The 13,949-nt window shown below is 72.0% G+C and carries 10 protein-coding genes; 6 read left to right on the plus strand and 4 right to left on the minus strand.

Annotation, left to right across the window (positions count from 1 at the left end; all coding sequences use genetic code 11):
- Positions 1 to 6: 6 nt before the first annotated feature.
- The gene (locus tag OG828_RS07810) at positions 7 to 1,419 is read right to left on the minus strand and encodes a cytochrome P450 (RefSeq protein WP_328500597.1); all 1,413 of its coding nucleotides are present in this window, start codon (positions 1,417 to 1,419) and stop codon (positions 7 to 9) included.
- Positions 1,420 to 1,677: 258 nt separating this feature from the next.
- On the opposite strand from OG828_RS07810, the gene OG828_RS07815 reads away from it, so the two are divergent.
- From OG828_RS07815 to katG, 6 genes are all read left to right on the plus strand, one after another.
- Complete coding sequence (locus tag OG828_RS07815) at positions 1,678 to 2,493, plus strand: SAM-dependent methyltransferase (RefSeq protein WP_328500598.1); 816 nt, start codon at positions 1,678 to 1,680, stop codon at positions 2,491 to 2,493.
- A gap of 132 nt (positions 2,494 to 2,625) precedes the next feature.
- On the plus strand, positions 2,626 to 4,011 hold the full coding sequence (locus tag OG828_RS07820; RefSeq protein WP_328437277.1) for a glutamine synthetase family protein: 1,386 nt from the start codon (positions 2,626 to 2,628) through the stop codon (positions 4,009 to 4,011).
- 1 nt (position 4,012) lies between these two features.
- A complete protein-coding gene (locus OG828_RS07825; protein WP_328500599.1) occupies positions 4,013 to 5,140 on the plus strand; it encodes an amidohydrolase family protein in 1,128 nt (375 codons plus the stop codon).
- 24 nt (positions 5,141 to 5,164) lie between these two features.
- Positions 5,165 to 5,692 carry an NUDIX hydrolase family protein gene (locus tag OG828_RS07830; RefSeq protein ID WP_210575527.1) on the plus strand — a complete coding sequence of 176 codons (528 nt, stop codon included), beginning with the start codon at positions 5,165 to 5,167 and terminating at the stop codon, positions 5,690 to 5,692.
- A 108-nt stretch (positions 5,693 to 5,800) separates the two neighbouring features.
- Positions 5,801 to 6,238, plus strand: a complete 438-nt coding sequence (locus OG828_RS07835; protein WP_328351567.1) for a Fur family transcriptional regulator — start codon at positions 5,801 to 5,803, stop codon at positions 6,236 to 6,238.
- A gap of 34 nt (positions 6,239 to 6,272) precedes the next feature.
- The gene (katG, locus tag OG828_RS07840) at positions 6,273 to 8,489 is read left to right on the plus strand and encodes a catalase/peroxidase HPI (RefSeq protein WP_328500600.1); all 2,217 of its coding nucleotides are present in this window, start codon (positions 6,273 to 6,275) and stop codon (positions 8,487 to 8,489) included.
- A 59-nt stretch (positions 8,490 to 8,548) separates the two neighbouring features.
- On the opposite strand, the gene OG828_RS07845 is transcribed toward katG, so the two are convergent.
- From OG828_RS07845 to OG828_RS07855, 3 genes are all read right to left on the minus strand, one after another.
- Positions 8,549 to 10,381, minus strand: coding sequence for an ABC transporter ATP-binding protein (locus tag OG828_RS07845; protein ID WP_328500601.1), 1,833 nt, complete (start codon positions 10,379 to 10,381; stop codon positions 8,549 to 8,551).
- 148 nt (positions 10,382 to 10,529) lie between these two features.
- Complete coding sequence (locus OG828_RS07850) at positions 10,530 to 11,690, minus strand: FAD-dependent monooxygenase (protein WP_328500602.1); 1,161 nt, start codon at positions 11,688 to 11,690, stop codon at positions 10,530 to 10,532.
- A gap of 104 nt (positions 11,691 to 11,794) precedes the next feature.
- Complete coding sequence (locus OG828_RS07855; protein WP_328500603.1) at positions 11,795 to 13,927, minus strand: bifunctional serine/threonine-protein kinase/ABC transporter substrate-binding protein; 2,133 nt, start codon at positions 13,925 to 13,927, stop codon at positions 11,795 to 11,797.
- Between the last annotated feature and the right edge of the window lie 22 nt (positions 13,928 to 13,949).

Consider the following 13,949-nt stretch of genomic DNA (forward strand, 5'->3'; position numbering starts at 1 on the left):
CGGCGTTCAGCCGCCCCGGTGGATCAGCCCCGTCAGATACCGCCACAGCGACGACCGCCGACGGATGGCCTGGTCCGGTACGTCCGCCTCGGGCGCCGCGGCTTCCGGAGGCGCCGCCGGCACATAACGCGGCGGTGCCTGCTCGGCGAGTTCGTAGCGCACGGGCAGCGAGCGCAGCCCCCGCATGAACGGCGAGGAGCGCCACGGCAGTTGGTCGACGGGGAGCGCCAGCTCCAGGTGGGCGAAGCGTTCGAAGACACGGTTCACGCCCGCCGCCGCGATCGTCGACGCCAGCTCGCGGGCCGGGCACTGGCGCGGGCCAGCTCCCCAGGACAGATGCGCGCGGCTGCTGATGGTGGAGGAGCCCGGTGCCGTCTGACCGGCGAACACGGGGTCGGCGTGCGCGGCGGCGGAGGAGACCCACACGGGGTCACCGGCGTGGATGGTGTAGTTCCCGAGCCGGGTGTCCGCGGCCGCGAACCTCGGCACGAAGTTGACCAACGGCGGCTTGCGCATGACCACCCGGTTCATGGTCTCCCGGACCATCCCGGCGGACAGGACCGCACGCACTCCCCCCTCGCGTTCTCCGGAGATCACCTCGACGACCGTGTTGGAGATGAGGATGCCGACATGGTCGGAGGTCATGCCGAGCAGCATGAACAGCTCGCGGGCGAGCTCGTCGACCGAGAGGTCCGGGTCGGCGGCCAGCAGCAGGGAGGGGAAGTCGTCGCCCGGTTGCTCCCGCTTGGCGGCGGCCAGTTCGGTGAGTGTCCGCAGCAGCCGCGCCAGGGCCGGTTCGGCGTCCGGGCCCGCGTCCAGCACCCGCCACATGTCCATCAGGGCGTCGTCGCCCTGCGAGCCGGGGAAGCCGAGCAGATGACTCGCCGCCATCAGCGGCAGCGGGCGGGAGAACTGCGCCGACAGGTCGGCCATGCCCGTGCCGCCGCCCTGTCCGAGCAGGGTGATCAGCTCGTCGGCGTAGGTCGTGACGGCCGCCTTCAGCCGCTTGGCCTGCGGTTGGCGCGGGTCCTGGAACGGCCGCAGGGCGCCGTCCCAGGCGCTGCGCAGCCGGCGGTGCCCCGAACCGCCCTGGATCAGCACGTGGTTGACCTCGAGGGAGGGCGCGAGCGGCCAGTCCGCGGGCACCCGGCCCTCCGACCGGGCCCGCCAGTTCTGCAGGCCCTTCGGCCAGCCGGCGTCGTCGTGCAGCACCTGGAGCGACTCGCGGTAGCCCAGCACCAGCCAGGCGGGCACACCCAGCAGATCGACCGGGGCGACCGGGCCGTGGCGTTCGCGCAGCCGCTCGTAGACGAGCGCGGGCCGGGTCTCGTAGTCCCGTGTCAGCAGGGGTTCCGGGGCCAGGTCTTCCAGCCGCGCACCGCCCCGCGCCGGCTCCTCCTCGACCAGATGGAATTCCATGATGCTGCCGCCCCCTTCGACACCGCCCGTAGCGGTCTGCAGCCTGTGAGTGGTTGCGGATCGCAGGGGACCCTACCTCAGGCGCCGCAGGCGTCACAGGGCCGGGGTACTCGCCGGTAGCAATACCGCGTCCGGGCCGGTCCGCCCGATCTTCCCCGGGTCGCGTCACGCCCACTTCTGCTCGGGCCGTTTCCGGGCCATGCTGATCTTCGGACGGCACAAGGGCGGCGACGGCCGCGGGCGCGCGAAGGAGCAGAGTTGAGCGAGAGCCACACCCCGCCGGGCGGGTCGCCGAGGCTGAACACCGCTGTGGCGCACAACGCGCGCGTGTGGAACTACTGGATCGGCGGCAAGGACAACTACGAGGTCGACCAGCAGGTCGGCGAGCACGTGGCGACCATGTTCCCGGTGATCCGGGACATCGCCCGCGCGGACCGTGAATTCCTCGGCCGGGCCGTGCGGTTCCTCGCCGGTGAACGTGGAGTGCGGCAGTTCCTCGACATCGGCACCGGGCTGCCGACAGCCGAGAACACCCATGAGATCGCCCAGCGCCTCGCGCCCGAGGCACGGATCGTGTACGTCGACAACGACCCGATCGTGCTCGCGCATGCCCGCACACTGCTCACCGGCACCCCCGAGGGCGTCACCGACTACGTCGACGCGGACGTGCACGACCCGGACGCGATCCTGGAACGCGCCGCGCGGAGCCTGGACTTCACCCGTCCCGTCGCCGTGATGATGCTCGGCATCCTCAACTTCGTGCTGGACACCGACAAGGCGCGGCACATCGTGGGCCGCGTCATGGAGGCCGTCCCCTCCGGCAGCTTCCTGGTCCTGACGCACCCCACCTTCGACGCGGACCTGGGCGGCGAGGGCCAGATCCCGGCGATGAAGTTCTGGAACGAGAACGCCACGCCGCCCATCACGGCCCGCAGCCGCGCGGACATATCCGCCTTCCTGGAAGGCCTGGAGCTTCTCGACCCGGGCATGGTGCCGTGCTCCCAGTGGGGCGCCGGACCCGACCTGCCCGCCGCGGTACCGCAGTTCGGGGCGGTGGCTGTGAAACCCTGGTAGCGCCCCGAAGGGGCGCGGGGCTGTATCAATATGCGGCTCCGCCGCGTGGGCGCGACCAGCCACAACGGACCCGCACATGACGCACCGGCCTTCAGCGGAGCATTTAGCCGCCGAGTCCGCCGAGGAGGACGTATGACCACCCTTGCCGACCCCGTCCCCGGAGGGCGTCCCGGGGATGTCGAGCGGGCCACCGCGCTGAGCGGGGAGCTGTCGGGCCGGGGGGTGCACGGCGTCGTCCTGGCCTACGTCGACACGGCGGGCATCGGACGGGTGAAGGCGGTCCCCACCGCCAAGCTCCCCTCGGCGGCGGCCTGGGGTGTCGGCATGTCGCCGGTCTTCGACACGTTCCTGGCGAACGACTCCATCGTCTCCACCGACGTCCTCGGCTCGCCCGACGGCGACCTGCGTCTCTACCCCGACCTGGACCAACTGGTCGCCCTGGCAGGCCAGCCCGGCTGGGCGTGGGCGCCCGTCGACCGGATCACCCAGGACGGCGAGCGGCATCCCGCCTGCAGCCGCACCTTCCTGCGCCGGATCGTCGCCGACGCGGCCGAGCGGCACGGCCTCACCTTCCGGGCGGCGGTCGAGATCGAGTGGGCGGTGGGCCGGGGCCCCACGGCCGACGGGGAGTTCGTGCCCGCGGTGTCGGGTCCGGCGTACGGGGCGGTCCGGCAGGTGGAGTTGAGCGACTACACGGCCGACCTGCTGGCGGCGTGCGCGGCGCAGGGCGTGGACGTCGAGCAGCTTCATCCCGAGTACGCGGCGGGGCAGTTCGAGATCTCGGTGGGCGCGCTCGACCCGGTGGCGGCGGCCGACCGCAGTGTGCTGGTGCGGCAGACGATCCGGGCGGTGGCGCAGCGCCACGGGCTGGTCGTCTCCTTCGCCCCTGCCGTGTTCGCGCAGGGCGTCGGCAACGGCGGCCACATCCACCTCTCCGCCTGGCGCGACGGCGCGAACCTGCACTCCGGCGGCGCGGGCCGGTACGGCATGACAGCCGAGGCGGAGTCCTTCGCGGCCGGAATCCTCGCCCACCTGCCCGCCCTGACGGCCGTCACCGCGCCGAGCCCGGCGAGCCATCTGCGGCTCAAACCCTCCCAGTGGGCCGGGGTGTTCACCACCTGGGGCCACGAGACCCGCGAGGCGGCGGTACGCGTCGTCACCGGGACGGCGGGCCTGCGCGACCAGGCGGCGAACCTGGAGGTCAAGCCGGTCGACCTGGCCGCCAACCCGTATCTCGCCCTCGGCTGCCTGATCGCCGCCGGACTGGACGGAGTGACGTCCTCGGCGCCCCTGCCCGAGGAGATCACCGGCGACCCGGCACGCCTGGGCGAGGCGGTGCGCCGGCTGCCCACCTCGCTGGCGGAGTCGGTCGAGGAGTTCCGCAAGGACGAACGGCTGCGCACCGCTCTGGGCCCGGTCCTCGCCGACGCGGTGACCGCCGTACGCCTCGGGGAGATCGCGGCCGTCGCCGGGCTGGACGACGAGCGGATCGCGGCGGCGTACCGCTGGAAGTACTGACATGGGCGCCGTCCAGGACGAGTTGGCCGCGCTGCCCCTGTTCGACCATCACTGCCACGGCGTCACCACGGCCGATCTCGACCGCGGGAGCTTCGAGTCCCTGCTCACCGAAGGCGGCACCTGGCCGGGCGTCTCGACCTTCGACACACCCGTCGGCACGGCCGTCCGCCGCCACTGCGCCCCCCTCCTCGACCTGCCCCGGCACGCACCCGCCGACGCGTACCTGGCCCGGCGCACGGAGCTGGGCGCGCGCAACGTGAACCGCCGCTTCCTCACGGCCGCGCGGACGGAGGTGTTCTGCGTGGACACCGGCTACACCCCGGACCGGCTGACCAGTCCGGCGGAGCTGGCGGGGGCGGCGGACGCGGACGCCTTCGAGGTCGTACGACTGGAGTCCGTCGCCGAGGCGGTCGCGGCCGAGGGGGTGGAACCGGACGAGTACGCGCGCACGGTCCGAGCGGCGGCGGAGGCGGCGGTACGGCGTCCGGGGGTGGTGGCCGTGAAGTCCGTCGCCGCCTATCGCACCGGCTTCGACCTGGACCCGGCCCGTCCCACGGACGCGGAGGTCACCGAGGCGGCCCGTCAGTGGCTCGCCGCAGGTGGCCGTCTCGCGCATCCCGTTCTCGTACGACATCTGCTGTGGACGGCCGTGGAGCTGGGGCTGCCGCTCCAACTGCACACGGGCTTCGGTGACGACGACATCCGGCTGCACCGCGCGGACCCCGCCCTCCTGACCGACTGGCTGCACCTGACGAAGGGCACGATCCCCGTCCTCCTGCTGCACTGCTGGCCGTACCAGCGGCAGGCCGCGTATCTGGCCGCGGTGTTCGAGCAGGTGTACCTCGATGTGGGGCTGACCCTGCACCACGTCGGGCCGGTCCGGGCGCGGGCGATCCTGGAGGAGGCCCTGGAAATCACCCCGTTCCGCAAGCTGCTGTACAGCTCCGACGCCTATGGTCTGGCCGAGTTCTATCTGCTCGGCGCGGTTGCCTTCCGGCAGGGGCTGGCCGGGCTGCTGCAGGACCGGGTGGACGCCGACGAGCTGAGCCTGCCGGACGCGCTGCGCGTCGCCCGCTGGGCCGGGCGGGACAATGCCCGACGGATCTACCGGTTTTCCGCCACCTCCTGAAAGTATGATCAAGCAATGTCTGACATGACCGATACCACGCCCGGTTGGCTCTCCGCCGACGAGCTCGAGGCGGCGCGCGCCCGCATGCCGATCCTGTACGTCGAGGCCGTGCCCGTGCGCGTCGACGACAACGGCGAAGTCAGCAGCATCGGCCTGCTGCTGCGCATCGGACCCGACGGAACGGTCAGCCGGTCGCTGGTCTCGGGCCGTGTCCTGCATCACGAGCGGGTCCGGGACGCCCTGCTGCGCCACCTGGAGAAGGACCTCGGCCCGGTGGCGCTGCCCCGCGTCCCGACGTCCCTCCAGCCCTTCACGGTCGCCGAGTACTTCCCCACCCACGGAGTCACGCCCTACCACGACCCCCGTCAGCACGCGGTGTCCCTCGCCTACGTCGTCCCGGTCACCGGCGACTGCCGACCCCGCCAGGACGCCCTCGACCTCGTCTGGTTCAGCCCCCAGGAGGCCCTGTCACCGGCGGTACAGAGCGACATGCCGGGCGGCCACGGGGTCCTGCTGAAGCAGGCACTGGCACATGTGGGCTGCGTGAGCTGAGCGTCGCCGCTCCGCTGGGGCACGTCCACCGCCGTGCCCCGACACGACATTAAATTAGAACCAGTCGTTTTCTTGAATCGTTCGTGTTCTTGAGGATAGGTTCTCGGCATGACCGCATCCGAGACTCCGACCACGGCCGAGGAGCTGCGCGGTGCCGGCCTGCGGGTGACGGCGGCCCGAGCCGCGCTGCTCGAGACCGTCCGGCACGGCGACCACCTCGGTGTCGAGGCGATCGCCTCCGGGGTCCGTGACCGCGTCGGCCATGTCTCCCTTCAAGCCGTGTACGAGGGCCTCCACGCACTGGCCGGGGCGGGCCTCATCCGGCGTATCGAACCGGCCGGCAGCCCGGCCCGGTACGAGGGACGGGTCGGCGACAACCACCACCACGTCATCTGCCGGTCCTGCGGTGCCGTCGCCGACGTCGACTGTGCGATGGGCGAGGCACCCTGTCTGACCGCGTCGGACGACCACGGCTTCTCGATCGACGAGGCCGAGGTCATCTACTGGGGCCAGTGCCCCGACTGTTCCACCCCACGCAGTTCCTGAGCACCGAAGATCCAGCAGTCCGGAAGGATTCCCCATGGCTGAGAACCCCGATGCAATCGTCACCGACCCCAAGACGGAGGGCACAGGTGGCTGCCCGGTCGCGCACGGGCGGGCCGCACACCCGACTCAGGGCGGCGGCAACCGCCAGTGGTGGCCGGACCGGCTCAACGTGAAAATCCTGGCCAAGAACCCCGCCGTGGCGAACCCCCTCGGCGAGGAGTTCGACTACGCCGAGGCGTTCCAGAACCTCGACCTCGCGGCCGTGAAACGGGACATCGCCGAGGTGCTCACGACCTCGCAGGACTGGTGGCCGGCGGACTTCGGCAACTACGGCCCGCTGATGATCCGGATGGCCTGGCACAGCGCGGGCACCTACCGCATCAGCGACGGCCGCGGCGGCGCCGGTGCCGGTCAGCAGCGCTTCGCCCCGCTCAACAGCTGGCCCGACAACGGCAACCTGGACAAGGCCCGCCGTCTGCTGTGGCCGGTCAAGAAGAAGTACGGCCAGTCCATCTCCTGGGCCGACCTCATGATCCTCACCGGCAACGTCGCCCTGGAGCAGATGGGCTTCAAGACCTTCGGCTTCGCCGGCGGCCGTGAGGACGTCTGGGAGCCGGAGGAGGACGTCTACTGGGGTCCCGAGACCACCTGGCTCGACGACCAGCGCTACAGCGGTGACCGCGAGCTGGAGAACCCCCTCGGCGCCGTCCAGATGGGCCTCATCTACGTCAACCCGGAGGGCCCGAACGGCAACCCGGACCCGATCGCCGCGGCCCGCGACATCCGTGAGACGTTCCGCCGGATGGCGATGAACGACGAGGAGACCGTCGCCCTCATCGCCGGTGGTCACACCTTCGGCAAGACCCACGGCGCGGGCCCGGCGGACGCCGTCGGCCCCGACCCCGAGGCCGCCTCCATGGAGGAGATGGGCCTGGGCTGGAAGAGCACCCACGGCTCCGGCAAGGCCGGCGACGCCATCACCTCCGGCCTCGAGGTCACCTGGACCACCAAGCCCACCCAGTGGAGCAACGACTTCTTCAGCATCCTCTTCGGCTACGAGTGGGAGCTGTCCGAGTCCCCGGCCGGCGCCAAGCAGTGGGTGGCCAAGGACGCCGAAGCGATCATCCCCGACGCGCACGACCCGTCGAAGAAGCGTCTGCCCACGATGCTCACGACGGACCTCTCGCTGCGCTTCGACCCGATCTACGAGCCGATCTCGCGCCGCTTCCACGAGAACCCCGACCAGTTCGCGGACGCCTTCGCCCGCGCCTGGTACAAGCTGACCCACCGCGACATGGGCCCGAAGTCGCTGTACCTCGGCCCGGAGGTCCCGGAGGAGACGCTGCTGTGGCAGGACCCGCTGCCGGAGGCGGAGGGTGAGGTCATCGACGCCGCCGACATCGCGGCGCTCAAGGCCAAGCTCCTCGACTCGGGCCTGTCGGTCTCCGAGCTGGTCTCCACCGCGTGGGCGTCGGCCTCGACGTACCGCGGCAGCGACAAGCGCGGCGGCGCCAACGGCGCACGGATCCGTCTGGAGCCGCAGCGCACGTGGGCGGCGAACGACCCCGACCAGCTCGCGACGGTGCTGCGCACCCTCGAGTCGATCCAGGGTGAGTTCAACTCCGGCGCCAAGAAGGTGTCCCTGGCCGACCTGATCGTCCTCGGCGGCTGCGCCGGCGTCGAGAAGGCCGCCAAGGACGCGGGCTTCGCCATCGAGGTGCCCTTCACCCCGGGCCGTGTCGACGCGACCGAGGAGCACACCGACGCGGAGTCGTTCGCCGCGCTGGAGCCGACCTCGGACGGGTTCCGCAACTACCTCGGCAAGGGCAACCGCCTCCCCGCCGAGTACCTGCTGCTGGACCGGGCGAACCTGCTGACCCTGAGCGCCCCCGAGATGACGGCCCTCGTCGGTGGCCTCCGTGTCCTGGGTGCGAACAGCCAGCAGTCGAAGCACGGCGTCCTCACCGAGACCCCGGGCATCCTGACGAACGACTTCTTCGTCAACCTGCTCGACCTGGGCACGACGTGGAAGTCGACCTCCGAGGACCAGACCACGTTCGAGGGCCGCGACGCCGCCACGGGCGAGGTCAAGTGGACCGGCACCCGTGCCGACCTGGTCTTCGGCTCCAACTCGGAGCTGCGTGCGCTCGCCGAGGTCTACGCGAGCGACGACGCGAAGGAGAAGTTCGTCAAGGACTTCGTCGAGGCGTGGGACAAGGTCATGAACCTGGACCGGTTCGACCTCGTCTGAACCTTCTGAGCACGATGTCCAGGGCTGCCCGCGTGGCCGCCCTGGACATCGTGCTTTCCTCAGCGGCCGGGCTCCGCTGCCGCGGTGGTGAAGTCGGGGGCGGTGTCGTCGAGGAAGCCGCCCGACTGGTGCTGCCACAGCTTCGCGTACGTCCCGTGCGCCGCGAGCAGTTCCTGGTGCGTGCCCTGCTCGACGATCCGTCCGCGGTCGAGGACGACGAGCTGGTCCATGGTGGCGACCGTGCTCAGCCTGTGCGCCACCACCAGCGCCGTCCGCCCCTCCATCAGCCGCCACAGCGCTTCCTGCACGAGAATCTCGCTCTCGGAGTCCAGGGCGCTCGTCGCCTCGTCGAGCAGCAGGATCGGCGCGTCGCGCAGGATCGCCCGGGCGAGAGCGACCCGCTGACGCTGTCCGCCGGACAGCTTGATCCCGCGCTCGCCCACCAGGGTGTCGAAGCCGTGCGGCAGGGCGTCGGCGAACTCCGTGACGTGCGCCGCCTGAGCCGCGCGCCGGATCTCGGCCTCGGTGGCGTCCGGCCTGGCGAACGCGATGTTGTCCCGCAGGGTGCGGTGGAACATCGCCGGGTCCTGCGGGACGTAGGCGATCAGGCTGCGCAGGTCGGCCTGGCGCAGCCTGCTGATGTCCTGTCCCCCGACCAGGATCCGGCCGGCGTCGATGTCGGTCATCCGCAGCAGCAGCCGGGTGAGGGTGGTCTTGCCGCCGCCGGACCGGCCGACGAGCCCGAGCTTCGTCCCGCTGGGCACGGTCAGGTCGAGGCCCTCGAAGAGCGGCTCCGCTCCCGCGTGGGCGAAGGTCACCCGCTCGAAGCGGACGTCGGCTGCGCCGGGCCGCAGCGGCTCGGGAGCCACCGGGTCCAGGACGGTCGGCGGTACCAGCAGCAGTTCGGTGAACTGCGAGGCCTCCGTCATCGAGCTCTCCAGGCGGCGGTAGATCTGGTTGAACTCGAACATGATCCGCGTCGCGTTCGTGTAGTACGTGAAGGCGACCACGACCGCCTCCACGCCGTTCGTGCCCCCGGCGAGGGCGACCGCGACCAGCAGGCCCAGTGCGTTGGTCAGTACGGACAGCGGCGCCACCAGCGTGTCGATGCGCAGATTGCCGTAGTCCCAGGACCGCAGGGTGAGCCGGCGCGACTGGGCGACCCGGGAGCGGTGCTCGGCGGCCTCGTGTTCCTCGGCGGCGAACGCCCGGACCGTGTCCATGTTCATCAGGCTGTCGGCGACATGGCCCGACACCCGGGCGATGGCCTCCTCGCGCTGGTCGACGAGCGCCTGGCGACGGCGGATGAGCGGCAGCACGCACAGGGCCGTCAACGCGATCATCGCCAGCAGGCCGAGGACGAGCAGCGGTTCGTAGCGCCACAGCACGACCGATCCGAACAGCAGCGGCACGAAGCTGGCCACCACCTGGAACGTCAGCGTGTCGATGAAGTCCTCGAAGCGCGAGGCGAAGCTGAGGACCCGCTTGGTCAGCGCCCCGGCGAAGTTGTCGTGGAAGAACGCGGCGTCCTTGGCGAACAGCTGGTCCATGCCGATCACATACAGCTGCTCGATGCTGCGGGCGGCAAGGCGGTTCAGACAGTGCAGGCCGATACGCCAGAGCGCCTCCGCGAGCAGCAGGACACCCGCGAAGCCGAGGACGTACGGCAGTGTCCAGCCGAGCGAGACATCGGTGTCGCCGGCGATCCGGCCGACCAGCTTCGCGACGACCAGCGGCGCGAGGTAGTAGATGCCGATGTTGCCGAGCGCCGGCAGCAGCATCGCGGGCAGCGTCAGCCACCGCAGCCGGGACATCTCCCGTCCGTAGTAACGAAGTGCGAGCAGCACCGAGCCCTTGGCCCGGCGTAACTCACCCGATTCTGGCGATCCCATCTCAACCCCGTGGTGTCGTACGGCAGCCCGCCGTGTGCGCGGTCAGGAAGTGCCGTGGCCTCGATGTCCGTGCGGCCACGGACAGGGCAGAAGCCGTAGTCTCCCGCGAGCGGACGAGTCGAGTCCAAGCGTTTTCCCGTGGGGTGGCTCAGACGTCGACGCCCCACGAGGCCGCATGCGGACCGAATCTGTTCTCGGCCGCGTAGGCCACCCAGCGGGCGTTCCGCGCCTCGGCCTCGGGGCCGTCCGGCAGGTGATAGTCCCGGCCCGCACGCGAGGAACCGGCCTGCACACCCGTGGCGGTCGTGAGCCGCCGCCGCACATACCGGTCGAGCGCCTCGGGCACCTCGGCCGGAGTCACCCCCGCGAGAACGTCGCCCAGCACGGCCGCGTCCATGATCGCCTGCGCGGCGCCCTGGGCCAGGAACGGCACCATCGCGTGGGCGCTGTCGCCCAGCAGCGTCACCCGCCCGAGGTTCCATCTCTCCAGCGGGGCGCGGGTGTAGATGCCGTAGCGGAGGACCTGGCCCGCGCGTTCGAGGACGCTGAGCAGCCGGGGGTCCCACCCGTCGAAGGTGCGCAGCTGCTCGCCCGGCTCCGCCTGCGCGGTCCACGACTCCCGCGCGGGCGCCTGAGTGTCGAACACGCCCACCACGTTGAGCAGTTGGCCGGGACGCACCCAGTAGTGGACGAGGTGCCGGCCGGGCCCGAACCAGCCGGCGTACTCCGGCAGGTCCAGATCGGCGACCTTGTCGGCCGGGAGCAGCGCCCGGTAGGCGGCGGTCCCGGAGAAGACCGCCTCGTCCTTGCCGAAGAGCCACTGCCGCGCCGGGGACCGCACCCCGTCCGCGGCCACGACCAGGTCCGCGCCTACCCGCTCACCACTCCCGGTCGTCACATACGCGGCGGTGTCGTCCTGGTCGATCCCCACGATCACGGTGCCCAGGCGCACGCACTCGGCCGGCACCGCATCGGCCAGCGCCTGGTGCAGATCGGCCCGATGGACCTGCAGATAGGGCGCCCCGAACTCCTTCTCGGCCTCCGGCCCGATCGGGAAACGGCAGATCTCGGCCCCGTCGGACCAGGTCCGGAAACTCACGTAAGGAGGCCGGACCGCCTGCGCGGCGACCGCGTCGAGCAGGCCAAGGCGGCGCAGCACCCGCGTCGCGTTGGGCGCCAGCTGGATCCCGGCACCGATCTCGGTGAACCGCGACGTCTGCTCGATGAGGGTGACCTCGCAGCCGGCCCCGCGCAGGCTCAGCGTCGCGGCCAGTCCCCCGATGCCCGCCCCCACGACGATCGCTTTCATCCCCCGACCTCACTTCGCCGGACCCTGCGCCACGTCGGCCCGGGCAGGATAGCGAACGGGACTTCGCTGACGTACGACGCGTTTCGGGCACACTGCGGGCTGGTTCACGATCTTTTGCGGATGTTGTCGGAGCGCGTCACGAAGCGGGCCCCTCCCCCGGTCACCCGGAACAGGAACCCACCGCCGTCCTCGCTGGACAGCAAGAACTGCTGGCCGAGGTCGAAGCTCATGCGGCGGGTGATGCCCTGCCAGGGGCGGCGCAGGAGTTCCGAGCGCAGGGCGGAGGCGGACCGGCCGCCGCCGTCGACGTCGCCGATGGAGGCCAGCCCGTGAGCGGCGAACCGGATGGCGTCGTACGCCTCGGCCGCCCAGGGGCCGGGCGGGCGGGCGAAACGGGCCCGGAACGCCGTGGCGAACGCCTTGGTACGGGGGTCGGCGCTCGCGTCCGTGTAGGCCGTGCCGATCCGCCAGCCCTCGCCGGCCGCGAGGAAGGGCGCTCCGAGGACGCGCTCACCCGCGGTCCGGGCGCCCTGGTGGCCCGCGTCCCGCAGCGCGCGAGCACAGACGGCGGCGCGGTCCGGGCGCACGCCGGCGAACAGGACCGCGTCCTGGGGGCGGGCGGCGATGCGGCGGGCGGCGTCGGTGAAGTCTTCGTCCGCGGCGACGTCCTCCACCGCCGTCTCGCTGTCGAGCTTGTCGTAGACGGTGGCGATACGGACCATGGGCTCACTCTCCGCCTGGGTGGCCAGGTCGTTCACGATCACGGTGCGGGCGGGTTGGACAACCCGGTTCAGATAGCGCAGCACCGCGACAGGGCCAATGGTCCGGGTGGTGCGCAGCACGAGCGTCGAGGTGGTGCTGAGGCTGTTGAGGCCGTCCGAGTCGGCGGTGGTGATCAGCAGAGGCAGCCGGGCCTCCGTGCACGGGGCCATCGCCGCGGGCGCGGTCGCGTTCCCGCCCGTGGCGATCACCACGGACACGGTCTCGTCGGCGGCCAGCCGGGTGGCCGCCGCCGCGGAGCCCGCCGCGGTGCCCCGGTCGTCGGCGGTGCGCAGCACGAGGTCGACCGTGCGCCGGTCGTCCTCGTTGTGCTGCTCCACGGCGAGGCGAGCGCCACGCACCTGGTTCTGATGGACGGAATCGTCCGGGTCGCCGAGCATCGTGATCACGTGGCTGGTCCGCCGGCCGGCACCGGTGTTCGCGGACGCGCTGTTCCGGCCCCACTGCCACCACGCGCCCGTCCCGCCCGCCGCGGCGACCCCGAGCGCGGCCCCGGCGACAAGCAGCCGCCGCCGGGTCGGCGACGGCGAGGGATCGGGAGCCTCGACGGTGGCGGGCCCGGACACCATGGTCGGCTCGGGCACCGGCAGGTCGAGGACGCGCCCGGCGCGGGCGGCGACCAGGGCGGGCAGCCCCTCGGGCAGCCACCCGTCCGGCATGAACCCGCCGAAGACATCCATGAGTTCCCGCGCGCTCGGGCGCCCCTCCGGCTCCTTGGCCAGACACCGCCGTACGGTCTGATCGAGGCCCTCCGGTACGCCGTCCAGGTCCGGTTCCCGGTGCACGGTCCGGTAGAGCACGGCCGCGGCCCCGCCGACGCCGAACGGAGGGCGGCCGGTGGCCGTGTGGGCGAGGACGCAGCCGAGCGAGAAGACGTCGCTGGGCGGGCCCACGGTGTGCCCGCGGGCCTGCTCGGGCGAGAGGTAGCCGGGGGAGCCGACGACGGAGCCGTCCGTGGTGAGCGCGGTCGCGCCGACGGCCCGCGCGATGCCGAAGTCGATCAGGCGCGGTCCGTCAGCCGCCAGCAGCACGTTCGCGGGCTTGACGTCCCGGTGGACAAGACCGGCCTCGTGCACCCCGTCCAGCGCCTCGGCCAGCGCGGTGCCCAGGCTTCGCAGTTGCCCCTCCGGCCAGGGCCCGTGCAGCGCAACGGCCTCGGCGAGGGACGGGCCGGGCACGTAGGCCGTGGCCAGCCACGGCTCGCGCGCCTCGGCGTCCGCCCCGACGACCGGCACGGTCCACCGGGCGGTCAGCCCGGAGGCGAGCTCGGCCTCGCGGCGGAAGCGGGCGCGGAAGCCGGGGTCGTCGGCGTACTCGGCCCGGATCACCTTCAGGGCGCACCAGGCGCCGTGCGGGGAGCGTGCGAGGTAGACGACGCCCATGCCGCCCGCCCCGAGCCGCCCCGCGAGCCGGTGTCCGCCGATCACCGAGGGATCGGACGGCACAAGCCGCTCCACGTCAGCCGCCTCCGTTCTTCAC

This window comes from Streptomyces sp. NBC_00457 (assembly GCF_036014015.1).
Classification (GTDB): Bacteria; Actinomycetota; Actinomycetes; order Streptomycetales; family Streptomycetaceae; genus Streptomyces.